This is a genomic window from Psychrobacter sp. AOP30-A2-5 (assembly GCF_052378115.1).
In the GTDB taxonomy this organism is placed as follows: domain Bacteria; phylum Pseudomonadota; class Gammaproteobacteria; order Pseudomonadales; family Moraxellaceae; genus Psychrobacter.
The window spans coordinates 1-26,303 of record NZ_JBQSXK010000027.1; the positions used below are offsets into that span (position 1 = coordinate 1).

General features: G+C 42.6%; 19 protein-coding genes and 1 pseudogene. 14 read left to right on the forward strand and 6 right to left on the reverse strand.

What is annotated here, in order from left to right:
* Positions 1-481 precede the first annotated feature (481 nt).
* Together ACT3S4_RS13150 and ACT3S4_RS13155 are read left to right on the forward strand one after the other, a co-directional pair.
* Positions 482-751: pseudogene (locus ACT3S4_RS13150) on the forward strand (4-fold beta flower protein); the annotation flags it as partial.
* Positions 752-850: 99 nt separating this feature from the next.
* On the forward strand, positions 851-1,849 hold the full coding sequence (locus tag ACT3S4_RS13155; protein WP_109592060.1) for a hypothetical protein: 999 nt from the start codon (positions 851-853) through the stop codon (positions 1,847-1,849).
* Positions 1,850-1,903: 54 nt separating this feature from the next.
* Here ACT3S4_RS13155 and ACT3S4_RS13160 read toward each other — a convergent pair whose 3' ends face one another.
* Positions 1,904-2,164: a DUF1289 domain-containing protein gene (locus ACT3S4_RS13160; RefSeq protein WP_109592058.1), complete on the reverse strand. Its 261-nt coding sequence runs from the start codon at positions 2,162-2,164 to the stop codon at positions 1,904-1,906.
* A gap of 188 nt (positions 2,165-2,352) precedes the next feature.
* Here ACT3S4_RS13160 and ACT3S4_RS13165 point away from each other — a divergent pair, with 188 nt between their 5' ends.
* The 3 genes from ACT3S4_RS13165 (at position 2,353) to ACT3S4_RS13175 (ending at position 5,860) form a co-directional block, all read left to right on the forward strand.
* Entirely contained in the window at positions 2,353-3,000 is a 648-nt protein-coding gene (locus tag ACT3S4_RS13165) for a YqiA/YcfP family alpha/beta fold hydrolase (protein ID WP_109592056.1), read from the forward strand.
* A gap of 128 nt (positions 3,001-3,128) precedes the next feature.
* Positions 3,129-5,015: a DNA topoisomerase IV subunit B gene (gene parE, locus ACT3S4_RS13170; RefSeq protein ID WP_201555228.1), complete on the forward strand. Its 1,887-nt coding sequence runs from the start codon at positions 3,129-3,131 to the stop codon at positions 5,013-5,015.
* Positions 5,016-5,164: 149 nt separating this feature from the next.
* On the forward strand, positions 5,165-5,860 hold the full coding sequence (locus tag ACT3S4_RS13175; protein WP_227676014.1) for a lysophospholipid acyltransferase family protein: 696 nt from the start codon (positions 5,165-5,167) through the stop codon (positions 5,858-5,860).
* A 119-nt stretch (positions 5,861-5,979) separates the two neighbouring features.
* Here the strand turns inward: ACT3S4_RS13175 and ACT3S4_RS13180 are convergent, their stop codons facing one another.
* Positions 5,980-6,648 (reverse strand): SDR family NAD(P)-dependent oxidoreductase, encoded by a 669-nt coding sequence (locus ACT3S4_RS13180; protein WP_109592050.1) that lies wholly within the window; start codon positions 6,646-6,648, stop codon positions 5,980-5,982.
* Positions 6,649-6,953: 305 nt separating this feature from the next.
* Here ACT3S4_RS13180 and ACT3S4_RS13185 point away from each other — a divergent pair, with 305 nt between their 5' ends.
* Positions 6,954-8,300: a hypothetical protein gene (locus ACT3S4_RS13185; protein WP_109592048.1), complete on the forward strand. Its 1,347-nt coding sequence runs from the start codon at positions 6,954-6,956 to the stop codon at positions 8,298-8,300.
* Positions 8,301-8,481: 181 nt separating this feature from the next.
* On the opposite strand, the gene ACT3S4_RS13190 is transcribed toward ACT3S4_RS13185, so the two are convergent.
* Positions 8,482-10,194, reverse strand: a complete 1,713-nt coding sequence (locus ACT3S4_RS13190; protein WP_109592046.1) for a mechanosensitive ion channel — start codon at positions 10,192-10,194, stop codon at positions 8,482-8,484.
* Between the two features lie 474 nt (positions 10,195-10,668).
* Between ACT3S4_RS13190 and ACT3S4_RS13195 the strand changes: the two genes are divergently transcribed.
* Positions 10,669-11,400, forward strand: coding sequence for an FKBP-type peptidyl-prolyl cis-trans isomerase (locus ACT3S4_RS13195; protein ID WP_055125408.1), 732 nt, complete (start codon positions 10,669-10,671; stop codon positions 11,398-11,400).
* Between the two features lie 98 nt (positions 11,401-11,498).
* Here ACT3S4_RS13195 and argA read toward each other — a convergent pair whose 3' ends face one another.
* The gene (gene argA, locus ACT3S4_RS13200; RefSeq protein WP_055125407.1) at positions 11,499-12,821 is read right to left on the reverse strand and encodes an amino-acid N-acetyltransferase; all 1,323 of its coding nucleotides are present in this window, start codon (positions 12,819-12,821) and stop codon (positions 11,499-11,501) included.
* A gap of 531 nt (positions 12,822-13,352) precedes the next feature.
* Between argA and ACT3S4_RS13205 the strand changes: the two genes are divergently transcribed.
* The gene (locus ACT3S4_RS13205) at positions 13,353-13,940 is read left to right on the forward strand and encodes a hypothetical protein (RefSeq protein WP_201560587.1); all 588 of its coding nucleotides are present in this window, start codon (positions 13,353-13,355) and stop codon (positions 13,938-13,940) included.
* Positions 13,941-14,090: 150 nt separating this feature from the next.
* Here ACT3S4_RS13205 and ACT3S4_RS13210 read toward each other — a convergent pair whose 3' ends face one another.
* Positions 14,091-15,107, reverse strand: a complete 1,017-nt coding sequence (locus ACT3S4_RS13210; RefSeq protein WP_322872471.1) for a patatin-like phospholipase family protein — start codon at positions 15,105-15,107, stop codon at positions 14,091-14,093.
* 272 nt (positions 15,108-15,379) lie between these two features.
* On the opposite strand from ACT3S4_RS13210, the gene recG reads away from it, so the two are divergent.
* Entirely contained in the window at positions 15,380-17,746 is a 2,367-nt protein-coding gene (gene recG, locus ACT3S4_RS13215) for an ATP-dependent DNA helicase RecG (RefSeq protein ID WP_444761216.1), read from the forward strand.
* A 128-nt stretch (positions 17,747-17,874) separates the two neighbouring features.
* On the opposite strand, the gene ACT3S4_RS13220 is transcribed toward recG, so the two are convergent.
* Positions 17,875-18,003, reverse strand: coding sequence for a hypothetical protein (locus ACT3S4_RS13220; protein ID WP_265088293.1), 129 nt, complete (start codon positions 18,001-18,003; stop codon positions 17,875-17,877).
* A 494-nt stretch (positions 18,004-18,497) separates the two neighbouring features.
* Here ACT3S4_RS13220 and ACT3S4_RS13225 point away from each other — a divergent pair, with 494 nt between their 5' ends.
* The 5 genes from ACT3S4_RS13225 to ACT3S4_RS13245 all read left to right on the forward strand — a co-directional run bounded on the left by ACT3S4_RS13225 (position 18,498) and on the right by ACT3S4_RS13245 (position 26,238).
* Positions 18,498-19,826, forward strand: coding sequence for an efflux RND transporter periplasmic adaptor subunit (locus tag ACT3S4_RS13225; protein WP_201560588.1), 1,329 nt, complete (start codon positions 18,498-18,500; stop codon positions 19,824-19,826).
* Entirely contained in the window at positions 19,823-22,924 is a 3,102-nt protein-coding gene (locus ACT3S4_RS13230; protein WP_444761217.1) for an efflux RND transporter permease subunit, read from the forward strand. Before ACT3S4_RS13225 ends, ACT3S4_RS13230 begins: the two co-directional genes overlap by 4 nt.
* 187 nt (positions 22,925-23,111) lie before the next feature.
* Positions 23,112-23,726, forward strand: a complete 615-nt coding sequence (locus ACT3S4_RS13235) for a YceI family protein (RefSeq protein WP_109592036.1) — start codon at positions 23,112-23,114, stop codon at positions 23,724-23,726.
* Between the two features lie 374 nt (positions 23,727-24,100).
* On the forward strand, positions 24,101-25,138 hold the full coding sequence (locus ACT3S4_RS13240) for a DUF1852 domain-containing protein (protein ID WP_087815068.1): 1,038 nt from the start codon (positions 24,101-24,103) through the stop codon (positions 25,136-25,138).
* Positions 25,139-25,191: 53 nt separating this feature from the next.
* A complete protein-coding gene (locus ACT3S4_RS13245) occupies positions 25,192-26,238 on the forward strand; it encodes a methionine synthase (protein WP_045445767.1) in 1,047 nt (348 codons plus the stop codon).
* Positions 26,239-26,303: the final 65 nt, after the last annotated feature.

Here is a 26,303-nt window from a genome sequence, read left to right on the forward strand (position 1 = left end):
TATCTTAAAGTCTCCTTTACCAACCTATGGGTATACCAATCTATGAATGAAGTATTTGGCGCAACACCTGCATCAGTCCGTATTCGATAGCGTGATGGAGTTGTATGATCCTTTCCTGAACTCAGAAGTAAAATATCGTAGCGCCAATGGTGATGTGGCTCTGGCTATGTGAGAGTAGGTCATCGTCAGTTATCTATTATAGATGGAGCCCCCAACGAATAAACGTTGGGGACTTTTTTTGTTACTAATAACATCCTCAACAATTCTCATTTAATATATTATCAACAAGTGTAGGATTATATATGGTATAACTTCTCCTATAGGATTAATAAACTTTACAATTAATTCCAAATTCATAAAATAATCCTAAACATGTATAGGAAAACTTATGACGCCAATATTTGATCAATATGCAGAGCTATCAGGTTGGTTCGATGGAGAAGATGTTTTTGATTTAAACTTACATTGAGTTGCTTTCTTAAGCGACGGTAATTTCTTTGCGTCGAATTCATTGCAGTGGTTAGGTCCATTTAATAGAGGTTCGCTACTTGATCGCAATGGTAAGCCTGTTTTATGGCTTGATGGGACTACTCCAAGTGGTGCTTTAAAACCATTTACTCCTTTGAGGCCGTTAAAGCCGTTACAACCACTTCGTCCACTGAAACCTTTAAATCTACTTCAACCTCTAAAACCATTAAATCCTTTAGGTGGATGGTCAAAATTAAATTGGAATCAGTGGCTGAATGCTTAGAAAAACTACGTTAATAGATACTTTTTTAATCAGTTATAAATAGTTTCTTTAATAGTTATTTTTTACATTATGATGGTACATATAGAGTGAGAGGGAAAATTGAACGGAATTTATTATAGAAATACGCAAACTAATATACCTAGATGGATAGATAATTTGCATGAAAGAAATGCTCTAGGTTATGCCTACGAAACAGACTCACATTTCGTTCATATTTACGGTAAAAATTATGATTTCAATGTTATTTCTGTCGGTTTGACCGCAATTGAAGGTAAAAGCGGTAGTTTGCGTGATTGGGTAATTAGAGTATTTGGGGCTCAAGATGTAAAACCATTACAATTACCCATTGGTAGTTCTATAGAAAACGTTTGGAGGCCATCCTTATATTATATACAGGACATCCATGACGCTTTGAAAATCAATGCTTTTGAACAACGTTCAGCCGAGCAAGCATTGAGGGTATTGATAGAAAAATTAGATGATTTGTTACTGTACATTGAACCAGATCAAAATGGATTAAAATCTTACGGACATAAATCCAGAGAGCTACTTATTTTGGCATGTACAGAGGTAGAAAACTCATGGGTATCGATTTTCAAAAACTCAGGAATATCACCTCAAAATAATCGAATGTTTACCACAAACGATTATGTAAAATTATTGTCTAAAGCTCGCTTGAATGAATTTCAAATTACTTTCAAAAATTATGATGATCTACGGAATTTTATACCATTTTCTCAATGGGATGTATCTCAACCTACAAAATCCTTAAAATGGTATGACTCTTACAATAAGACGAAACACGATCGCAATTCTTCATTTAACGAAGCAACATTAGAAAATGTTTTAGATGCAGTTTCAGCTAATATAGCTATGTTTTGCGCAAGGTTTAGTCCATTTAGCCTGCTTAATAATAACAATACATTATCTTCTTTAATTAATCAGCATTTTAAAATTAGTCTTATCGCAAGTGATCCATCAACATATTACATACCAAAAATAGAACTTCCTGCTGATACAAGAACAGATTTATTAATCTATGATTGCTATGAGCAAAAACACAATCTTGCTTGGAATATTGTTCCGCTTGTATTGTAAAACTATCTAAAAAGCATCATATTATTTTGAATTTAAACCGTAATATGTATAACTTTAAAACAACTCACCAGTCTCAACCACTTCTTCAAAATCAAATCCTAACTGCTCGTCTTTACGATCTCTCATTTGCTCTATACGCAGCTTACGTCCTGCGATAAGCCTTAGCACATCGCGCTGTTGTTCTGTCGTCATATCATGCCATCGTTGGCGCTCAGGACGACTACGCAGGCAACCGAAGCAATAGCCTTTTTTATTGCTTTGGCAAAGACCAATACATGGATTGGCAATCTCAAACAGCTCAAACTGTTGGTTCATGGCGACTCCATTGCTATTATCGTCATTCCTTTGACTTGCATAAAACTATTATGACAATATTATTATGTCGCAAATACTGACTAATGGTGTGCCGTTTTATTGTTATTATTTTTGTTTGGCGGGTGCTATGCTTAGCGTCACTAGCCTATATAAGATAATCATAACAAAATTAATAAGTGAGATGATACGTGAACTTGATTTATATCCATGGACTGGACAGTGATGCGAACTCTACCAAGGGAATGCTATTAGAAAAATACTGCCAGCATCATCATCCTGATATCAATGTACTGCGTCCCGATTTGAATAAATCGCCACAAGACGTGTTTGATAAACTGATAAGTCTAGTTGAGGAATGGGGCAGCGACTCAAAAGTTGTATTCGTTGGTAGCTCATTGGGTGGCTATTTTCCTACCTTGGTGAGCAATCATACAGGCTGTGCGGCTTTACTATTAAATCCTAGTACTCAGCCACATGTGACATTACAGCGCTTTGCTCATGACTTACTGCTAAATAACGATAGTAATGAAGGTCAAGGCGAAGATGAATTGCCAAAGAATCAAATTCTCTATACGACCACTGGCGGTTGGGATATTACTTCTGCGGATTTGCAATGGTTTGCAGATCATCAGTTATCAGAAATTCATTATCCTAAAAAAATTGCTGTATTTATCAAAGAAGGCGATGAGTTATTAAATCCTGAATTGTCTAAAGCCTTTTATCAACAGCAAGGGAGTACGGTTATTTTACAAGCGGGTGGCGATCATCGGTTTAGTGACTTTGGTGAGCAGTTGCCGATGGTGATAAATATGCTACAAGATTTAGTACGAGCCTAAATTAGTTGACCACTACAAACAGGCGACATTATATGACGTGAGCGATGGACTATTAACCTTAACGTCGCTATTTTTGGTTATAATGGTTGAATAGAATTAATCAGACATGAATCGTTAAGGATGCATTTGTGAGTCAATATAATGCGCAATCGTTAGAAGTTTTAGAAGGGCTTGAGCCAGTACGTCGTCGTCCAGGTATGTATACCGATACCACGCGCCCCAATCATTTGGCGCAAGAGGTTATCGACAACTCAGTTGATGAAGCGTTGGCGGGTTATGCTAAAACCATCAAGGTGCAACTGCATAGTGATGGCTCGTTGTCTGTCGAAGATGATGGGCGTGGTATGCCGACTGATATTCATCCTGAATTTAATCAATCGGGTATTGAGCTGATTTTAACTCGTTTGCATGCCGGTGGGAAGTTTTCGACTTCTAATTATGAAGTGTCAGGCGGTCTGCATGGTGTGGGTATCTCTGTCGTCAATGCGTTATCAACACGTGTTGAGGTGACGGTATGGCGTGATAGTACACAGTTTGATATGGCGTTTGAAAATGGCGCACCAGTTACGCCGTTGACTGAAGCAATCAGCTCAAACAAACGCAAACGTGGTACCAGAGTACATTTTTGGGCAGATGGTCGCTTTTTTGATACGCCTAAATTTAATGTAAAACAGCTCAAGCACAATCTAAAAGCCAAAGCAGTATTGGCCGCTGGATTGACGATTGAATTTGTCGATGATATTAATAATGAAAAGGTGGTTTGGCAGTTTACTGACGGAGTGGTCGAATATCTAAGCGAACAGTTGGATGGTTTAGAAACCTTACCTGAAGCACCGTTTTATTATAATTACGATGCAAAAGCGGGCGAACGTGCTGCTATTACCTTTGCCTTGTCTTGGTTGCCTGATGGTGGCACGCCGATTCAAGAAAGTTATGTGAACCTTATCCCTACGGCTCAGGGCGGTACGCACGTCAATGGTCTGCGCACTGGTATATTAGAGGCATTGCGTGAGTTTTGCGATATTCATAATTTGCTGCCGCGTAGTGTCAAGCTAACGGCAGAAGATGTCTGGGATGGGGTGAACTATATTCTGTCGCTTAAATTTTCTGAACCGCAGTTCTCTGGGCAAACCAAGGAGCGTCTGTCTAGTCGTGAAGCTGCTGGGGCAGTACAGACGTTGGCAAAAGATGCCTTTAGTCTGTGGTTAAATCAGCATGCCGATATGGGTACTCAAATCGCAGAGCTGGCGATTAATAAAGCTGGACGTCGTCTCAAGTCTGCCAAAAAAGTCGCCCGTAAGAAAATCACGCAAGGTCCTGCATTGCCGGGTAAGTTGGCAGACTGTCGTGGTGATTTGCGTGATGGTGCTGAGCTGTTTTTAGTAGAAGGGGATTCTGCGGGTGGTAGCGCCAAGCAAGCACGTGACCGTCATTATCAGGCGATTTTACCGCTGCGTGGTAAGATTTTAAATACGTGGGAAGTGTCTTCTGATACGGTGTTATCGAGCCAAGAGATTCATGATATCGCTATTGCTATCGGTGTCGATCCGGCATCTGACGATTTGTCTGAGCTGCGGTATGACAAGGTATGTATCTTAGCGGATGCGGATTCTGATGGTCTGCATATCGCCACGCTGATTTGCGCCTTATTTGTGAAGCATTTCCCTGCGCTAGTGGATGCGGGTCATTTATTTGTCGCCATGCCGCCGTTATATCGAGTAGACGTGGGCAAAGAGGTGCATTATGCGTTAGATGAGCCTGAGCTTCAGCATATTTTGGCCAATGTGCCGGGCAATAAAAAAGCGCAGATTACCCGTTTTAAAGGCTTGGGTGAAATGAGTGCAGAGCAGTTACGTGAGACGACCATGAACCGTGATACTCGGCGTTTAGTTCAGCTAGATATGGATGACATGGTGTTGACTAATAGCGTGATGGATATGCTGTTGGCTAAAAAACGTGCTGCTGATCGCAAGGTTTGGCTTGAGAATAAAGGCAATTTGGCTGACATATCCTAATGGGCTCGATGGATATGTCCATCAATAGCTATATATTTATATAAGTTTATAAACCGGTAAGCTGGCAAGCAATAAAAGCCTATAAAATTCAATTTAGTTGTATAAGCTTAATGTTATTATGTAGGTATCTTTTATTATGTGGTGCCGTCATGACATCAAAGTTATTTAATCGCTCAAAAGCTGCTGCTTCTCAGTCTGTAAACTCTAAAATATTGCCCAAGCTTAGTAGAAAGCAGCTGGGTATTTTAGTTCCGAAACGCGGTAATAAAATTGCGCCAGTGATTGCCTCAGCTATGCTAAAAGCTGCGGGTTGGCGTACGGTTGGAGAGATTCCAAATATTTCACAAGCTGTAGTTTTAGCGCTGCCGCATACTTCGAATATCGACGGGGTTTATGCGATACCCAGTTTATTTGCCCTAGATTTGAAAATCAGTATTATGGGTAAGCATACGTTATTTAAAGTGCCCGTATTTGCTCAGCTATTAAGCTGGATAGGGGTGATTCCCATTGATCGTAGTGATAAAGGCTCAGTGCTGCAAGCAAGTATTGATAAGTTCAAAACAGGTAAGCCACTATTTTTGGGTTTAGCACCAGAAGGCACTCGTCAATATACTGAAACTTGGAAATCAGGTTTCTATTATTTAGCAGTGGGCGCTGGTGTACCTATTTTGCCGGTAGCGATGGATTACAAAACCAAAGAAATACGCTTTATGTCGTTAGTTTATCCTAGTGGTGATATCGAAGCGGATTTACCAAAAATTTATGCTCAGTATAAAGGGGTGATACCAAGACATCCCGAGCGCTTATCTCAACCATTACAAGATATCAATCATTCAGCTGAATAAAGTTTTTAAATGAGTTATGAGTATCTGTATTATATTAAGACCCCCTGACTGATTAATGTCAGGGGGTCTTTTGTTTGCGGTGATGAGTTTTAAGAATGGCTAAAAAACTAAGCATTGAGTTAGCTGTTGAACGTACTCACCCCACCATCGACAGGTAAATTCATACCAGTAATGATGGCAGCGTCATCACTGGCTAAAAACATCACAGCGGCGGTTACATCAAACGGTGTCGCTGTCTTCCCTAGTGGAGAGTGGGTAATAAATGGATTTGGACTGATATCCGTTGCCACCAATCCAGCAGATACGGCATTAATACGTACATTATTTGGTATATTCTCTAATGCCAGCTTCTTTGTAACATCAGTCAAATTCTTTTGTCTAGCTTTATAGGTCTCTATATTCCAGTCTGCTGATATCTCCGTTAGCGTTGACACATTAACGATATTGCCTTGTGTTTTTATCAGTTCTGGAATAACTGACTGATGAATGCCAACCGCAGTATCTATATTGACCATCACATCAATATGTTTATATTTATCGCGTACATGCTCTATTAATCTTGCCGTTTGGGTCAGATCATTAATATCACTGGTTACGGTAAGGTGGTTACCTGTATTGATCCATGTATGATCCTGTGGCAGCTCCTCGTAGATGTATTCTAAAATATCGTTATTAATACCAACGATTATACAGTTCGCCCCTTCTTGTGCAAATCTAAGCGCCGTTGCACGACCAATATCAGAATCTGCACCTGTTATAATGACAGTTTTTTCTTTAAAGCGCTTCATAACGTTCAATCCTTTTTATTATATGATGGTCATTAAATAATTTTAATAAATGACTCTAAAAAATGTAATCAAAGGCAGCCCATAAGCGATAAGTTTGACTGCAAATCATGCTACTTTGCTATTATCATAACAACTCATTGCCCTAAAAGCGACTGCATTTAATAAGGCTTATTTTGTTAAGTTTTTCGTTGGTAGCCTGTCGTTATAGCAAAAACATTTGCGAATATTCAACATGCTCTAGTGTTATGCTCATCAATAGCAACTTACCATACAACGCGTCCATTCGATAATAAAAGGTTAACACTGTGTCTGACTCATCTATTACCCTATCTGATAATGATTGTCTTGTTAATGAGTTGACCTGCTATTTGCAGAAAGAGGCTGTAGATATTGCTTTGACCAATATGCAGCATCTTGAGCATAAATATGACGCGTATTACCGTGCTCAGCAGTATCACTATCAATTGCCACTGGGTAACCTATCATTACTTGAGCTCATATTGTATTTGCCTGCTAAAAGTAGTCTGGTCGATATTGAAGCTGCGCGTGTGGCGGTAGTAAAGGCCGCGCTCATATGGCACAAGACATATCTCACTCAGCATAAAAATAACGCCAACATGAGCCATAATGTTTTAGTTTTTGATATTCAGCTCACCGATAAAGCTGAAGAAATCAATAAAATTAAGATAAATAACCAGCAACGACAACTTCTAAAACGGCTCACTCATGGTTTTGGTGTCCGCTATTTTATGGAAGATTTGGTTGTGGATATGAGCGACAGTATGCAGCAGCTACAAGTTTTTAGCTGGCATGACTGGCAGGCGATATTAGTAAGCCTACAAGCACCATGCGAGTTATGGCGATTTTTGCATTATCGTTTAGGGCAATTACAGTCTTCAGCCAGTAATCATGTCATTAGCTTTGAATCAGAAGCAGATCTAGTCACTCAGTTTTTACATAGCCCGACTTTATTTACGGATGCTATCGCAGTAGATAATGCACTCATCAAGTACGAGGTGCAAGATGAGCCCAATCCTGCATTAGTCGCTATGACACTTGCCTACAAAAACAAAAGCACGACTGCGCAGATGTATCATCAGCATATGGTGCAAGCGGCAGCTCTGTGGTCGCAGCTAAGCACCCAAATGATAGAGATGCTCGATGAAGAAGTACTAGACAATGCTGATAAAGAGACACTAGGAATAAAACGCTGTTATTGGCAACAGCAGCTATTGGACGAGTCTTTATTTTCGCGCCATGAGCTGGTTCGAACTCTATATAGGCATCCTAAACAAGCACATGGTCTGCAAAAAGAAGGTTATGTCGTCCATCAGCACTCTTATGAGAGCTTGGGACGGCATTATGTATTGATCTTCTATGGGCAAGATGTTGAGAGCCAGCACAGTAAACAGGCTATTCAGCCAAACTTAGCAAAGATTGCACAGGATGTTGCGAGCCGCCTGCCAATAACCGAGCTGCATCATGTAATTGTGTTGGGCATTGATTTTATTGACGAGTCTAATGACACCTTTATTGATATCGATTTATGGATTCAACCGGTTGATCCGATGACCCAGCGTGAGCGGCAGCTGACCAAGCAACTACAGCGCTTAAACCAACAGCATAAAAAGCAAACGAAAAATAACTTATGAGCAAGTAACAATGAGTCAGTGCGAATGCAATTAAATTTGAATATACCTGCACGGAAGACCAAGTCCTGAGTATGATTTTGTAGCGATGTTTTGTAGCGAGATTTTCATAGAAACTAAATTTACGCCATAAAAAAAGACAGCCTAGGCTGTCTTTTTTTCAAATTAAATCGTTAACGATGACTTATTTTAAGTCGTTATTATCAATATCAGTAAAGCCTTTATTACTTGGCGCTAGATTTGAACCAGTGTCGATATCGTCATCACTTGTTTCAACATGAGTGATATCTACATGACCCGTACTAAGATTGTTGGTATCGACAGTGCTAGTAGGGAAGTCACTAGTCATTGTACCTGAAGCAGCAGGAGTGTTCTCTCGAACTGAGTCAGCAACTTTTTCTTGTGTACTTGAGCTAGTATGAAGAGCAGATTTCGCTTTAGCTTCTTCACGTTCTTTGTCCATTTTATCCTGCATTTTACGTAGGAAACGGGCAGCGGCTTCTTGACCACCAAGACCAAATGAAAGGGCAAAGGCTACTGCTACGGCACCTAGTGTTAGACCAAAGGCTAGGTTAACGATAGAATCAGCAATACCCATCGCTTTTAGACCCATGGCAAGTACTAAACCCATGATTAGTACACGGACGATGTTTGCTAAGAATTGTGAGCCTTGCTCAGAACGCTCAACGACACCTGCAATGATATTGGCAAGCCAGAAGCCAATAAATAGGATAATTGCGCCCAAGATAATGTTGGCACCAAACGCAATAAACATGGCGATAATGGCTGAGATAGGCTCAAAACCTAGTAAGTCAGCGGCGGCAATTGAGGCAAATAACATTGCAAAGAAGATAATCGCATAACCAACAAGGTCAGAGACTCTCTTGTCGCCCATCGTTTCTTGTAAACCAACTTTCGCAGGCAATTGGTTAATCTCAGTGTTTTCGATCAAACCTTTGATGATATTGGCAACCATGCGTACCACATAGAAGGTCACGACTAAAATTGCAACTGCCATAAAGATGTTTGGCAATGCTTCCATGATTTTGTTCAGCATGTTTGTCGCAGGACGAGCAATCACTTCAATTTTTAATGCATTTAATGCAGCAATAATAGTTGGAATGATCACTACTAAAAATGCCAATGAACCAGCGATATTAGGTAAGCTATTTTTTTCGCTTAAACCTGCTTTTGTAGCCAATTCTTGAACATTAAAAGTAGAAACAAGATTAGTCACAATGCCGCGTACCACTTTGGCAATGATATAACCGACGACAAAGACAACACCTGCAATGAGGATGTTAGGAATAAAGCTAAAGATTTTATCAACCATGTTAGTCAATGGAGCAAATAAACCATCAAGCTCTAATTTCCCCAATACCATCGTTAAAACAACCAACAAGATGAACCAATAAACCATATCGGCAATCGTGCTACTCATCGGTTTTACACCTGCTTGAGCACTTAAACGCTCATCCATTGACGTTTTCGCCAATGCCGCGTTGATAGCTGTGCGTGCAACAGTAGCCAAGACCCAACCAATAATACCCACAGCGATAGCGCCGATAAGATTAGGGATAAATGCTAGGACTTGATTGACCATATTTGCAAACGGTGTCGAGATTGAGTTCAAATTCAATTGATTCAGCGCCCCAGAAATCGCGATGATAAAGATGAACCAAAATACAATCTTAGAGATAATACCTTCTAAATCGTAGGTCTTACCCGTTGAAGAGTTCATGCGTTGGTTCAGATTGACTCTAGATAATACATTACGAACCAGTGCTGCGATACCCAGTGCCACTAGCCAACCAATAATAAATATTAAAATAGCACCAATAATAGAGCCGATAGGCCCACCAAGATAACCGTTAAAAGATGTGTACATTGGATTCATCTTATCCTCCTTTAATCATCATACGAAAGCCACTCAACAATATCATCAGTACAGCTAGTGTTGAGCGAAACCAATACATAGATGGTTATAATTAATAGTATTTTTAAAATAAGTTATGCGGTGATATTATAATTTTTGATTAGGTAACCTTATCAAAAAACCTTATCAAAAAACGTTGGTTTCCCTCGTGTTGATTACCTTACTGCCAATGTTAATCATCCATGATAAAGACGTACACTCGGTTACTTATCACCTTAACTAATTTAGCTTAGCTGATGTATTAGTGGATTTAAAGATAGAAAGCTTAACGTGTTACTGTATTTGTGTGATAACTTGTTATTATGATGAGAAATATTAACATAGACTGTACATTCGCCCGATAATTTGACGGCAAACATGGTTCCTAAAACTAAGATTTGTTATTATAGGAACATGTGACATCTCGCCACTATCCTTACAATTTGAGAGTACTTTATGAAAAAAATCACTACTTTAAGCGTTGGTGCACTTGCTAGTGCTATGTTGTTGGTAACAGGCTGTAGCACAAATAACGGTAACCAAGAGACAGCTGCAAAAAGTGTTTCAATCACCGAGCAAAGCTCAGCAAATGAAAAAGTAGGTTATAGCTTAGGCTTCATGATGGCTGAAGGTAACAAAGAAGCGGTCGGTGACCTGAATCTTGATACCTTTGAAAAAGGCTTCCGTGATGGTTATGAAGGCAACGAATCAGCATTGACCCAAGAACAAATGCAGGAAGTATTGACGACTTATCAAAAAGAGCAAGAAGAAAAGTTCGTTAAAGACATGGAAACAAAAGCTGGAGAAAACAAAACCAAAGGCGCTGCATTCTTAGCAGAAAACGCTAAAAAAGAAGGCGTCAAAGAAACGGCTTCTGGCTTACAGTACAAAGTTATCACCGCAGGTACGGGTAAATCACCAAAAGCGACTGACGTGGTTGAAGTAAACTACGAAGGTAAGTTAATCGATGGCACAGTATTTGATAGCTCTTATGAGCGCGGTGAGCCAATTGAGTTCCCGTTGAACCAAGTCATCGCTGGCTGGACAGAAGGTCTACAGCTGATGAAAGAGGGTGGTAAATACGAGTTTTATATCCCATCAGATATTGCTTATGGTGAAGCGGGTAACGCAGGTATCGAGCCTAACAGCACGCTTATCTTTACGGTTGAGCTATTAAAAGTAAAATAATACTTAGTACACACCCTAGTTAACAGTGTTAAAAAATAAAATCATAAAAAAGCCCTCATAATATTATGAGGGCTTTTTTATGACTAGAGATTGAGCATCTAAAGAGTTTTTTGAAAGACTTTAGAATTACGACCATTATGGTATTTTTCTTGACGCGATGCAGGTAACGCGCTGGCCTCGACTTCGGCAAAGCCTTGCTCGACGAACCAATGTGCCGTCCGTGTTGTCAACACAAACAACTTGTGCAGACCATGACTGCGCGCTTGTTGCTCTAAAAATGCCAGTAAGTCTGCACCGCGACTACCGCTACGATAATCGGGATGTACGGCGACACAGGCAACTTCTGCTGATTCTGCATCCAATGGATATAGCGCCGCGCAGCCCAAAATCATACCATCACGCTCGATGACACTATAATTATCAATCTCTTGCTCTAAGCGTTCGCGTGAGCGGCTGACTAATATGCCTTGCTCTTCTAGCGGTGATAATAGCTCAATCAGTCCGACCACATCGTCAATATTGGCACGACGAATCTCTTCGTAAGGGTCATGGCTGATAAGAGTGCCAGAGCCATCACGAGTAAATAACTCTTCTAATAAGGCACCGTCTTTGGCGTACGAGATAATATGGGTGCGATGGACGCCTTGGCGGCAAGCCAAACTGGCGCAATTTAAGAAATAATTGATCTCGCAATTTAAATCACGATCACGTAAGAAGCGATCGACTTCATTAGGAATCATCTCCCTTAGTAAGCGATCATCGTCATTGATGCCTGCTTCTTCGCCCAAGAAGATAAGCTTATCAGCACCCAGTGCCACAGCCGCACTGAGCGCCACGTCTTCAGCCAACAAATTAAAGACTTCACCAGTCGCTGAATAACCCATTGAGCCTAAAATCACAATATGGTCGTGTAGCAGGTTGTTTTTGATGGCTTCAACATCGATAGAGCGCACTTCGCCAGTCATTTGGTAATCGATACCATCACGAATACCGTAAGGACGTGCGGTCACAAAATTGCCTGAAATGGCATCGATGCGTGAACCATACATAGGTGAATTGGCCAGTCCCATCGACAGCTGTGCTTCGAGTTGCAGGCGAATAGCGCCTACCGCTTGTAAAATAGCAGGCATCGCCACGCGCGGTGTAATTCGAATGTCTTGATGCAGTGGGGAGGTAATGTCAGCATCTTTTAAGTTCTTTTCGATTTGCGGTCGCGCTCCATGTACCAATACCAGCTTGATACCTAAGCTATGCAGTAGCGCAAAATCATGAATAAGGGTGCTGAAATTTGGATGATTGACCGCCTCACCACCAAACATAATCACGAACGTTTTGCCGCGATGGGTATTGATGTAGGGGGCAGAGTTACGGAACCAATGGACATATTCAGGGTTAATTTGGGGCATGGCGCTAGTAGTCATAATAAGGGCAATAGTAGTGAGAATAAGAAAAGGGGCGTAGCAAAAAATGCCTATCGCTAAAGAATTACCATAGCAAAAAACGCCGTTATGAGCTATCTTTTATTTCAGTAGTATCAATCAATTTTTATCACTGATGGACGATATACACAACCTCAACACGGGGTTAGTGTACGTACAAACACTTTTTGCTATGCTAAGCGCTATTGCTTTACAGGCGATGAACGAAGATAATCAATAAAAATAAAAACTTTATACGATAAGCTTACCAGCTATGACAATATAGACGCCAGCAGCATAGACGCCAGCAGCGCTTGCCATTAGCTGTCACTACAATCAGCAGCGATACTAGGTCTGCCAATACTATAACAGTCGACCATTTATAATGAGTTATGTTTCTTATAGCATGTTTCTTATAAGTGGATATATTTCGTCTAAATTGCGCTGCCTATCAACGATTCAATATACACCAAAAGTCATTCAAATTTTACCAGCTGCGTTTTACCGACATATTAACCAGGGATAATGAAAACCATGAAAAAAAGTAACCAATTTGCTAGCCCATTTAGTGCTTGGAGCGGACATCGCTTATTCCACGTTGTGGCTGGTACGCTCATCGGTGCGATGGTAGTGACGCAAGCCTCGGCAATGCTACCGACGCCAGAACAAGCCGTTGATAGTTCGGCAGCTGTACAGACCAATGCTACTAAAAGCAGCAACTCGAGTGCACAGGCCGTCAATAGTAAAATTACCGCGTCATTGATTAGCGTTGATGCAAATGGTCAAGAGGTTTTGGCTCCGGTGAATGCTAGTACGCGCCTGCAATCAGGTAATGTCTTGGAGTACCAAGGCTATTTTACCAATACCAATGCAGATCGCGTCCGAAAAATGACCGTGACGATGAGTATCCCTGAGCAGGTAGAGTTATTGCGTACAGTATCACCTGAATTTCCATACGGCAGTGCAGACGGCCATACTTTTGCCCGTATGCCATTACGTGGAAAAGTGGATAACCAACTGCAAGAAATTCCATTAAAATATTATAAAGCGGTACGCTGGGATTTAGAGGGTGTTGGCCTTAATGACACCGTAGTGGTTAAATACCGTGCACGTGTGAAATAAGTCAGTCATTTAGTATTAAGTATTTTATCAGTGTGATTTATTTAATACCGGCTTAATATTCGTTTAATCACAAAAAGCATCACGGCTCGTTGCTGTGGTGCTTTTTTATGGGTTGTTAACAAGAAATTTTGGTACGCCGTTGCAAGGCGCTTAAAGCGTCGCGTATTTCTGGTTAGATTTTTCTTTGATTAATTGCTTGATGGCAGCCATCTGTGCGGTAGTGGCTTGCGAGCCTGCAGCTATGAGAGCACGGCGCTGGCTGGTATCTAGTGAGCTGATATGACTGACCGCAGGCGTAATCAGCACATCAGCACGATCTCGTTCACGCTGCATCGATGAGGCACGATTGGCGCTTGGCGAGGCTACGACATTACTCTCCAAAAATCCCCAAAAATTGCTTAATCCGTTGAGGTTTAATTTTTTATCAAGTGTAGAGACACCGCTAGGATTGTTAATACCAGTGTCTGTCACATCAACGGCAATAACAATATCAGCGCCCAAATCACGGGCGCTATCGACAGGTACTAGGCTGACCACGCCACCATCGATATATTTTTTACCGACCTTTTCGGGGATACGCGGTGCAATAAAAATATTCGGTACGCTACAGGACGCTTGAACGGCAAGCCCTGCATCACCAGTGGTAAAAATGGCTTTTTTCAAAGTATGCTTCTCCGCCGCGACTGCTGCAAAGCGGATAGGGAAATCCTCTATTACTCGTCCATCGACTTTATCGTTGATAAAGTTCTTGAGTTTGATACCCTCGATGACACCTTGGTTGGATAAGACAAAATCTGTCAATTCGCTATCTGTAGTGGTCAGTGCCAGTTGCTCAAGTTGTACTGGTGTGTAACCGCTCGCATATAGGCTACCAACCAAGCTACCGACGCTGGTGCCAACGATGAGCGTGGGCTTAATACCATTTGCTTCTAGTGCTTTAATCACCCCAACATGGGCGAAGCCTTTGGCACCGCCGCCGCCCAAGACTAACGCCACATTAAGTGGCGCTATTTTTGGTGTTTCAGGTAACGGCTGCGCTGGCGTTAGAGAGCTACAAGCGCTAATAGATAATCCGAGTACGGCAATTAAGCTGGTGCATAGCACTCTCATACTATGTCGCACTCTTAGACTATTAAGAGGTTGTCGGTACTGGGCAGGAGCGAACATAAAAACACCTTATAAAATGACGATAATACGGAAAATAAGACATCAGTTATTGATATGATACAAATGAGCCGTTTGACTTTCAGGCTTTTTGACGCAGTATTACTAAATAGCTGAGCATAAGCAATTGTATTGTCAGCTATAATGAAATGAGTCGGTGTTTTGATGTGTCCTGTTGATGACAGCTGTTTTATAAAAACTGTCATCATATACGGTATATTGAAAATACTTGAATGAGTATATGAAAACTAAAAATAATATCGTTAGGATCTTTGATGTCAGTATCAGTGAACGCTTCTTTAACTAGCCCAACAGAGCACTTTGGGTCTGAGCTGCCACTCTCAGCGCTAGATATGCCAGTGACGGCGCTGGCGGGTGTGGGATTAAAATTCGCAGAACAGTTGGCACAATTGAATATTAAACGAATATTTGATTTATTGCTGCATCTGCCACGTGATTATGAAGATCGTAGCCGACTGCTGTCTATAGCAGAGGTGGGGCACGGGCAGTCTGCGTTAATTACTGGGCGTGTGGTACACGTTGACACCAAGCGCAGCGGTATGACGGTCGTGGTAGATGATGATACGGGCACCATATCGCTACGGTTTTTTAAGGTTTATCGTGGCCTTGCACAAACCATGAGCTTAGGGACACAGCTGCAATTATTTGGCGAAGTCAAAGTGAGCCGTTATGGTAAGCAAATCCACCATCCTGAATATCAAATTATCAGTAGTAATGAGACGGTAGTAAATACCGGTTTGCAGCCCATTTATCCAAGTGTTAATGGTTTACATCAAAATAAGCTGCGCACCTTAATTAAGCTGGCATTACAGACGGTTCGTAGTGAAGGCTTACCAATGACGCTGTTTACTCCTACAGATTTTGCAGTCGTGGCTGACTTGCCATTAGCGCCTTTTGAACCGACGAAGACAGTAATAACAGAGGCAGAGTATCCAGAAGATATATTCTCGACACTGGCGCGTAGTGTGCCAGATAATACGACTGGTCATAGCGTTAGTAGTGTCAATAAAGCCAATGTCTATGATGCCAATAATAATACAAACAGTGATATCCATACAGTCGCTACTAGAACAGTTAATAACAACGTCTATAATCTGACGATATTTGAAGCCTTAGTATTACTGCATACGCCGCCGACTTATACTGACGCAGGACGACAATATCAGCTACTCACCCAGTTAAGTGCCCGTACTCATGCAGCATGCCAGCGTTTAATTATTGAAGAATTAACCGCCCATCAGCTCAGCTTGTTATATCGTCGTCAGCAACTGCATCAGCATAAAGCACCCAAATGTGCCACTCAAAGTCCATTGGCTGATAAGTTGTTTGCCGCATTGCCATTTGATTTAACGGGTGCACAGCAACGAGTCATGAAAGATATTACGGCTGATATGGCAACGTCCATCCCAATGCTGCGGTTGGTGCAAGGTGATGTTGGCGCGGGCAAGACTCTGATCGCAGCGGGTGCGGCGGGTTATGCGCTTGATAGTGGCTGGCAAGTGGCGGTAATGGCACCCACAGAAATTTTAGCAGAGCAGCATTTGTTTAACTTTAAGCAATGGTTTGAGCCGTTAGGTATCGGTGTCGGCTGGCTTGCTGGGAAACAAACGGCAAAGCAGCGCCGCGAAGCGTTGGAAGCAGTCGCAGAAAACGCGGTGCAAGTGGTCGTCGGGACTCATGCATTATTTCAAGAGCAGGTGCAGTTTGCCAAATTGGGCTTAGTTATTATCGATGAACAGCATCGCTTTGGTGTTGAGCAGCGTATGGCACTAACCAATAAAGGGGTGGCCAATAGCACGCCGCATCAGCTGATTATGACCGCTACCCCGATTCCGCGCACGCTCGCAATGAGCGTTTACGGTGATATGGATACCTCGATTATCGATGAATTGCCACCGGGGCGTACGCCAATTACTACGGTGACCATTGACCGTAATCGACGCGATGAGGTGATCGAACGTATTGCGGTTAATTGTGAAGCGGGTAGACAAGCGTACTGGGTTTGCTCGTTGGTCGAAGCGTCTAGTGTGCTGGATGCGCAAGCTGCTGAAGCCACTTATGAGGACTTAAATGAGCGCTTGAATATTCGCATTGGTCTTGTCCATGGCAAGATGAAATCCGTTGACAAACAAGCCATCATGCAAGAATTTAAAGCTGGCAATTTGGACTTGTTGATTGCCACAACGGTCATTGAAGTCGGGGTCGATGTCCCTAATGCGTCGTTAATGGTTATCGAAAATGCCGAAAGATTAGGTCTATCGCAATTACATCAGCTGCGCGGGCGAGTCGGGCGTGGCTCAACCAAAAGCTATTGCGTACTGTTATACCAAAAGCCATTATCAGAGACAGGTACAGAGCGCTTAAAGGTCCTGCGTGATAGCACTGATGGTTTTGTCATTGCCCAAAAAGATTTGGAATTGCGTGGTCCCGGTGAGTTATTAGGCAAACGTCAAACGGGTAACGTCGGTTATTATTTGGCTGATCTGATACGTGACGAGCAGCTGTTTGCCATTGCTCAGCGTTTAGCCAAACATTTAATTGCAGATCCTACGCGCAAGGCAGATGTCAGCCAACTGATTCACCGCTGGATGCCTGAGGCAAGTCGTTATACCAATGCCTAAGGCGTATCCTCAATTCAATCGATTATCGTCTAAATGGGCTGAAAATGGCTAAATTAATGGTAAAAAAGAGGACAGCCAACGCTATCCTCTTCTGTTTTTTGACGTAGAGCCATCATCTGGAAACAAAGCTATTTGGCTTTTTTCGACTTTTTCAATGACTTCTTAAGATCTTTGAGGTCTTTCTTTTTCTGCTTAATTTTTGCTTTGGTATCTTTAATTTCTTGTTTAAGCTTCTTTACGTCTGATTTATTAGCCATGATGGATTTCTTTATTAGTAGAGTTATCTTAATAATGACAAATTACCCCATAAATACAAGTCTAAACTGTAGGGCGTATGTATCATTAATTTTTACGAGTGATTGTTCCAACTATAATGGTCGTATCTTAATGCATTCAATATGACAGCATATTTGGTCATTTTTTCATTGGCTGAATAAGTTTTAAGCAAGGGATTTTGTGTGAAGAAGACTTATGCAATGAACTAGGAATACGCTGTCTTTTGTCTTTACTTATCGTTCACCTGATAATCTTTGCTACTAATACCTTTATTAAGTTCAATGTCTTACTATATCTTGATTGTTATGTCTTGATTACTATCAACACTTGACTATGTAGATACTTAACACAATTGACCCAATGACGAGATAGTCTACAATGATAAAAGACTATTTTGACAAGCTCTGCCTGCATCATTTTGTTTCCCTTATATCTTTTACGGCGTTAGTACCGTGCTTATTTATAGAGACCGACTATGAGTGATTTTGAACACCCTAATAATAAGCAAGCACTGACTAGCGAGCAAGAAACCAACATTGAACCACCTCAACCATCTGAGCTACCACCGTATCGCCAGTCTGATACATTGTCTAAAAAAACCGCTTCAAAATTACCATTATGGTTGTTACCCGTATTGGCAGCCGTGCTTATCATTGGTGTGCTACTTGGAAAGTATTGGGGCGGAAGTGATAAAGCCGCGACCGATGAATCGCCAGTTTCTAGTCGTACTTCAAGTGATGGTGCCACTGCAAGCGCTACAAGTACTGAGCAGGCGGTGTTATCAGTAGAGACGGTTAGCCCAAGCCAAGATGATATTGGTAACACACTCAGTGCTGATGGCACCATTGATGCCAAAGATACGGCGAATGTCAGTGCTAAAGTCAATGGCGTGGCTATCGAACGTATATTGGTCGAAGAAGGTGATCGCGTCAAAGCGGGTCAAGTATTGGCGATATTTGATACCGATGCTATGGAGCAGCAAGTCTTGCAAGCAGAGGCAGATGTTGCCGAAGCAGAAGCGACGCTTGCCAATGCCAGCGCTGATGCTGCTCGTGTATTGCCATTGATAGATATTGATGCCATTAGTAAACAAGAAGCCGATCGCTATCGCACTGCAAAACTTCAAGCACAGGCTGCGCTACAAGCCTCCAAAGCGCGTCTGAGCACTCAGCGCTTGAGTGTAGATAATGCAACAGTGGTCGCACCAGTCAGCGGTGTCATCAGCGAGAAAATGGCGGAGGTCGGTATGGTTGCTGGTGGCGAGCCATTATTTACTATCATTAAAGGTGGTATTTTGGAATGGCGTGCAGATATTGATCCCAAGCTTGTCGGTGAAGTCAGTGTCGGAACACCAGTACGGGTGAGCTTACCAGATGGTGATACGGTAATGGGGAAAGTGAGCCGCATAGCACCAACGGCGGACAACAACCGGCAGATTACCATCTATGCGAGCTTGGCAGCCAATGCAAAAGTACGCGCGGGTATGTATCAAACGGGTGAGTTCCTATTAGGCAGTGCCAGTACGCAAACGGTGCCCAATAGCGCTATCGTCAGCAACGATGGCTATGATTATGTGATGCTAGTAACCAATGTGACGACTCAAAATGGTCAGACCATGGGTCGTATCAAGCAACAACGAGTGACATTGGGCGAGCGACTTGGCGAAAACGTGGCAGTGCTAGAGCCATTGCCTAGTGACAGTCAAATTGTCAAACAAGGCGGCAGCTTTTTAAATGATGGAGATTTGGTGCGTATCGTTGATGGTGTTAGCCAAACGAGTACAGCAGCGCAGGCACAACCATGAGTTTAAATGTTTCTGCTTACTCGATAAAAAATCCTTTAGTTGCCATTTTGCTATTCATACTACTGACGTTAGGCGGTATTTATGGCTTTATGAAAATGAAGGTGCAGCAGTTTCCTGATATTGACTTACCTGCAGTCGTGGTCACGGTGACTTTACCGGGTGCCGCGCCATCACAGCTCGAAAACGACATCGCAAAAAAGATAGAAAACAAGCTCACCAGTATTGAGGGTATCAAGCATATTCGCACCACGTTACAAACGGGTGCTGCCACCATGGTCACAGAGTTTGTGTTAGAAAAGGATATTCAAGAAGCGGTCGATGATGTGCGCTCGGCAGTAGGCGAGGTACGCGGCGATTTGCCTGCCGCTGCCAATGACCCTATTATTACTAAAGTTTCAACCGCAGGATTCCCCGTTGTCACTTATTCTGTGGCTGCTGAAAACATGAATGTGGAAGACTTGTCTTGGTTCGTCGATGATACGGTCACCAAGCGTCTTTCTGATATACCGGGTGTCAGTACGGTAAGCCGTATTGGTGGTTTGCAGCGTGAAATTACCGTCGCAGCTGACCCGATTACCTTGAGTGGTCTTAAGCTCTCTATCACACAACTATCCAATCAAATCACGGGTATTCAGCAGGACAGCTCTGGTGGTGAAGCAGAAGTGGGCAAAACCACCCAGACGATTCGTGTCCTTGGTGCGGTGGAGCGGGCAAGTGAGCTCAATGATTTACAAGTGGCAATCCCAGCAGGCGGCACGCAAGCGCTTGGACGTATGGCACAAATCACAGATGGCGCGGCTGACCCAAGCTCTATTGCTAAGCTTGACGGGCAAACGGTAGTGGCATTTAACATCACCCGCTCGCGTGGTGCCAGTGAAGTCGAGGTCATGGAGCTGGTTGATGCAGAGCTTGCCAAGCTGTCAGCCGATGTAGGTAATATCACGATTGAAAAGGTCTATGATCGGGCAACGCCCATCGCTGAAGATTATCAAGCTTCTTTACGGATGCTGATCGAAGGTGGTCTGTTAGCAGTCGTCGTCGTATTCTTATTTTTGCGCAATATTCGGGCGACGATAGTTGCTGCTGTCGCCTTGCCATTATCAGTGATTCCCACCTTTTTAGGTATGTACTTATTTGGCTTTAGCCTCAATATTATATCTTTGTTGGCATTATCGTTAGTGATCGGTGTATTGGTCGATGATGCGATTGTCGAGGTCGAAAATATCATACGGCATTTACGCATGGGCAAGACACCGTATGAAGCAGCGATGGAAGCGGCTGACGAGATTGGCTTGGCAGTAGTCGCCACCACATTTACTTTGATTGCCGTGTTTTTACCCACCGCCTTTATGGGCGGTATCGTTGGACAGTTTTTCCGTCAGTTTGGCTGGACGGCTGCATTATCGATTTTTGCGTCTTTGATGGTCGCGCGTCTTATCACACCGATGATGGCAGCGTATATATTGCGACCAGAGAAAAAACACGTTGAGAAGCAAAGCGCGCTGATGGGTTGGTATCTCAAAATAGTGGCATGGACACTGCATCATCGCTGGCTGACGATGGGTGCAACTTTAGTGTTATTCGTGGCATCACTGATGCTTGTCAAATTACTACCAACGTCGTTTATTCCTGATAATGACATTGACCAAACTCGTGTGGCGATTGAGTTGACACCTGACGTTGCACTGGAAGACACAGAGCGCGTTGCTGCGCTGGCAAGTGAACGTATTTTAGCAATGTCTGAAGTCACCAATATTTTTACCTCAGTCGGTGAGGCTCAGGCTAGCATGGACTCAAACTCTAGTGGTGGCAAAGCCGAAAATATAGCAGGTCTAGATATCGTGCTAGCACCGCGTGCAGAGCGCGGCTCTAAGCAAGAGATTGAACGTCAAATAAGTAGTTTGTTGGCAGAAGTCCCAGGTGCGCGCTTTACCGTTGGTTTGTCGAGTGGTGGAGAGAGTGGTTACAACTTCTCTATGACCAGCACCAATCCGCAATTGCTTGAACAAACCGCTCAGCAAATCATGTCAGAGATTCGAGGGCTGCCCAGTGCTGGCTCCGTGACCAGTGACCGCAGTTTGCCGCGTCAAGAGTTAACGGTGACACCAGACAGACTGGCGATGGCGGATAAAGGGGTGACCACGCAAGACATCGCTACGACGTTACGAGTGGCGACGGTGGGTGACTATGAGCAGCGTTTATCCAAGCTCAATTTGGATACGCGGCAGATTCCTATCGTCATTCGTCTACCAGATGTTGCCAAACAAAATGTCAGTCAATTAGAAGGTCTATATGTACCGAGCTCGTTACCCGCAGGACAGGGTGTACGTGTGGGTGAAGTCGCGTCATTGGACTTTGGCACTGGGCCTGCGCAGATTAGCAGGCTCGATCGGGAACGCGCCATCAGTATCACGGTGCAACCTGCGAGTGGCGAGCTTGGAGATTTGGTACAAGCGGTTAAATCAGTACCTGCCATGCAACAACTACCGCCTTCCATTACCATTATTGACCAAGGTCAAGCAGAAAACATGGCTGAGCTATTCAGCGGTTTTGTGATTGCGATGTCGGTCGGTGTGGTTTGTATTTTAGGCGTACTTATTCTATTGTTTGGGCGTATATTGCAGCCTTTTACCATTTTGATGGCATTGCCTTTATCGATAGGCGGCGCTTTTGTGGGCTTGGTTATTACCAATAGCAGTCTTTCTATGCCATCGATGATCGGCTTTATTATGCTAATGGGTATTGCTACCAAAAATTCTATCTTACTGGTCGATTATGCACTGATTGCACAGCGTCGAGGTTTGGCGCGTTTTGAGGCTATTATCGATGCTTGCCGCAAGCGGGCGCGTCCTATTATTATGACCACCATTGCGATGGGCGCGGGGATGTTGCCCTTAGTCTTCGGTTGGGGTGATGCTGATCCAACCTTCCGTCGTCCGATGGCCGCTGCGGTATTGGGTGGTCTGGTGACTTCGACGTTATTAAGCCTTGTGGTAATTCCCGTGGTTTATACTTTGATGGATGATTTGTCAGGATGGTTTGCTAAATGGCTCGTACCTAGTGGCAAAGAGCAGACAACGACAGATAGTAAAGTATGATTTAAAGGATTTATTTGATCATACTTATCACATAGCGTTAGCAGTGATAATGCTATGTCTAAAATAGACAAGCCTATATTTATTGATTAAGTATGGGCTTGTTGTCATTATATAAGAGAGTAGTTATAAGAGCACAATCACAAAGGATGTGATTGCTCTATCATTTATCCAGCAAAGGAATGTTACTATGAATCAAATGTCCCTCTCGACAGTCATACTGTCCTCGCGGAAGCCGCTACTAGCCTTATTCCTAAGCATGTTAGGTATCGCCAGCAGTCAGGCGATGACTTACGATATTGATCCCACTCATACCAATGTACGCTTTGCTATTGACCATTTTAATACCTCTACCAACACAGGTGGCTTTTATAATATCACTGGGCAGCTAGATTATGATCCAGCGGCTAAGACCGGTAATATCTCGCTAGTAATTCCTCTGAATAGCCTAAATACAGGCAATACAGCATTTGATATTACGTTAAAAAGCGCAGATTTTTTCGATATTGAGCAGTTTCCACTGGCGCAATTTGATTCTACCAAATGGTATTTTACGACTGATGGTAGTGGCTCAAATGTCAGCAAGGTTGATGGTATGTTGACACTACATGGCAAGACTAACCCCATTACGCTGACGGCTACCAAGTTTAATTGCTATCTAAACCCAATATTGAAAAAGCCAGTTTGCGGTGGGGATTTCACAACGACCATTGATCGAACGAAATGGGGCATCAGTAAATATACATTATTAGGTATTACTGAAAAAGTTCAGCTAAATATTCAGATTGAAGCTGCAAAGCGCTAACACAATCAATAGAAAGTAATTTTCTATTTATATTATCAAAAAAAAGGGCTGAGACTTAGAAAATAAGTTTCGACTTTTTTAATGAGAGAATCCTTAGATTCGTTAGTTAGTTTATCGAAATTTTCTTTATGCTTTCTTTAGCGTAGCTCATTTTTCTACAGGCTTATTTTTTGCTGAATGATGCTATCGAGTAAGTCGTAAAGTCTCCGCTATCCAATCTCATGTCATACCATAACTTCATTAACATGAATTATATTCATTTTATATTTAAATAGTATCGTTTTTATTCATGTAATAGTTTAGGTATGATTCACCTCATACACAAATTTGGTTTTATCTCAAATAATGAGATTAGATTAGGGTAGCGGATTATCATGAGTAAAGAATTTAGTTGTGCAATTAAGCGCATTCGTTTTGATGAAAACTATCATCCTGCAAATAGCACGCGTCTGACGACGAACTTTGCGAATTTGGCGCGTGGCGAGCATCGTCAGGAGAACTTAAGCAAAACATTAAGAATGATCAATAATCGTTTTAATGCATTGGCACATTGGGATAATCCCACCGCAGATCGTTATTCTGTTGAGGTTGATATTATTTCTGTCGACATGGATGTGGCAGGAAATGGCGATACTTTCCCTATCATCGAGATGCTGCAAACAACGATTGTGGATCATAAAGAAAACACCCGTATTGACGGTATGATTGGCAACAGTTTCTCATCTTATGTGCGCGATTATGACTTTAGCGTGGTCTTATTAGACCATTTCGATAAACATCCATCATCTGCGCCGCCAGTAGATTTCGGTGACTTACATGGCAAACTGTTTCAGTATTTATTAAATTCAGAAGCTTACCAAGCTAATTTCACCAAGAAGCCTGTGATTTGCTTGAGTGTTTCCACCAGTAAAACCTATCAACGTACGACCAATCAGCACCCTGTATTGGGCGTTGAATACAAACAAGATGGCTGTTCTTTGAACAAAGGGTCACTAACCGATGAGTACTTTTCCAAAATGGGCTTAACCGTTCGCTACTTTATGCCTACGGGTAGCGCCGCACCATTAGCGTTTTATTTTGCGGGTGACTTGCTGAGCGATTACACCGATCTTGAGCTGGTCAGTGCGATTAGTACCATGGAGACGTTTCAAAAAATCTATCGACCTGAAATTTATAATGCCAATTCGGCAGCCGGTCAAGTGTATCAACCGAGTTTGAAGTACCAAGATTATTCCCTAACGCAAATCGTCTATGATCGCGCAGAGCGTAGTCAGATGGCCGTGACACAAGGTAAGTTCACCGAAGAGCAATTCATCAAGCCATACCAAACCATTCTTAATGAGTGGGCAGCAAGCTATGATGTAAATGAGCACGCGGCAGAAGCATGTGCGAATAAAGAATACGCTGCCTAAACATGCTCAATCTGGCTGAAATGAGAATACCAATAAATAAGAAGATGAATCGTATGACAATATTATTACCGACACAAAAGTTATTACCGACGTCAACGGCTGGCAGCTTACCGAAACCTTCTTGGCTTGCCGAACCTGAAAAAATCTGGTCACCTTGGGCATTAGAAGGTGAGCAACTGCTTGAAGCCAAACAAGACGCACTGCGTTTGACATTGCAAGAACAGGTACATGCAGGCATTGATATTGTCAGTGATGGCGAGCAAACTCGTCAGCACTTTGTGACCACCTTTATTGAACATCTGGATGGCGTCGATTTTGAGAAGCGCGAGACCGTGCGCATTCGTAATCGTTATGATGCCAGTGTGCCGTCAGTCGTGGGTGCGGTAAGCCGTCAAAAACCTGTATTTGTTGATGATGCTAAGTTTTTACGTGCACAAACCGATCAGCCAATCAAATGGGCACTGCCTGGTCCGATGACCATGATTGATACCTTGTATGATGGTCATTATAAAAGCCGTGAAAAATTGGCTTGGGAATTTGCTAAAATCTTAAATCAAGAAGCCAGAGAACTAGAAGCGGCTGGGGTGGATATTATCCAATTCGATGAGCCTGCATTTAATGTGTTCTTTGATGACGTCAACGACTGGGGTATTGCCACGTTAGAGCGTGCCATTGAAGGTCTAAAGTGTGAAACGGCGGTGCATATCTGCTACGGCTATGGCATCAAAGCCAATACCGATTGGAAAAAGACATTGGGTTCAGAGTGGCGTCAATACGAGCAAGCATTCCCTAAATTGCAACAGTCGAATATTGATATTGTCTCTTTAGAATGTCAAAACTCACATGTTCCCATGGATTTGATTGAATTGATCCGCGGTAAAAAAGTGATGATTGGTGCCATTGATGTGGCAACCAATACCATTGAAACCCCTGAAGAAGTGGCCAATACACTACGTAAAGCCTTGCAATTCGTCGATGCGGATAAACTGTATCCTTCTACTAACTGCGGCATGGCACCGCTATCGCGCCAAGTGGCACGAGGTAAGCTGCAAGCGTTAAGTGCAGGCGCAGCAATCGTGCGGCAAGAACTGACCGCTTAGGGTTCATTGAATAAGCTGATGCAAGATTTAGCTTTTATAGGTTGGGTTTTTAACCCCGTCTATAC

Excerpts from the sequence above, each read along its gene's own strand:
- ACT3S4_RS13160 (WP_109592058.1), bottom strand. The coding sequence starts at position 2,164 with ATGAACCAACAGTTTGAGCTGTTTGAGATTGCCAATCCATGTATTGGT.
- ACT3S4_RS13175 (WP_227676014.1), top strand. The coding sequence starts at position 5,165 with ATGACATCAAAGTTATTTAATCGCTCAAAAGCTGCTGCTTCTCAGTCT.
- ACT3S4_RS13180 (WP_109592050.1), bottom strand. The coding sequence starts at position 6,648 with ATGAAGCGCTTTAAAGAAAAAACTGTCATTATAACAGGTGCAGATTCT.
- ACT3S4_RS13190 (WP_109592046.1), bottom strand. The coding sequence starts at position 10,194 with ATGAATCCAATGTACACATCTTTTAACGGTTATCTTGGTGGGCCTATC.
- ACT3S4_RS13195 (WP_055125408.1), top strand. The coding sequence starts at position 10,669 with ATGAAAAAAATCACTACTTTAAGCGTTGGTGCACTTGCTAGTGCTATG.
- argA (WP_055125407.1), bottom strand. The coding sequence starts at position 12,821 with ATGACTACTAGCGCCATGCCCCAAATTAACCCTGAATATGTCCATTGG.
- ACT3S4_RS13205 (WP_201560587.1), top strand. The coding sequence starts at position 13,353 with ATGAAAAAAAGTAACCAATTTGCTAGCCCATTTAGTGCTTGGAGCGGA.
- ACT3S4_RS13210 (WP_322872471.1), bottom strand. The coding sequence starts at position 15,107 with ATGTTCGCTCCTGCCCAGTACCGACAACCTCTTAATAGTCTAAGAGTG.
- recG (WP_444761216.1), top strand. The coding sequence starts at position 15,380 with ATGTCAGTATCAGTGAACGCTTCTTTAACTAGCCCAACAGAGCACTTT.
- ACT3S4_RS13220 (WP_265088293.1), bottom strand. The coding sequence starts at position 18,003 with ATGGCTAATAAATCAGACGTAAAGAAGCTTAAACAAGAAATTAAAGAT.
- ACT3S4_RS13225 (WP_201560588.1), top strand. The coding sequence starts at position 18,498 with ATGAGTGATTTTGAACACCCTAATAATAAGCAAGCACTGACTAGCGAG.
- ACT3S4_RS13230 (WP_444761217.1), top strand. The coding sequence starts at position 19,823 with ATGAGTTTAAATGTTTCTGCTTACTCGATAAAAAATCCTTTAGTTGCC.
- ACT3S4_RS13235 (WP_109592036.1), top strand. The coding sequence starts at position 23,112 with ATGAATCAAATGTCCCTCTCGACAGTCATACTGTCCTCGCGGAAGCCG.
- ACT3S4_RS13240 (WP_087815068.1), top strand. The coding sequence starts at position 24,101 with ATGAGTAAAGAATTTAGTTGTGCAATTAAGCGCATTCGTTTTGATGAA.
- ACT3S4_RS13245 (WP_045445767.1), top strand. The coding sequence starts at position 25,192 with ATGACAATATTATTACCGACACAAAAGTTATTACCGACGTCAACGGCT.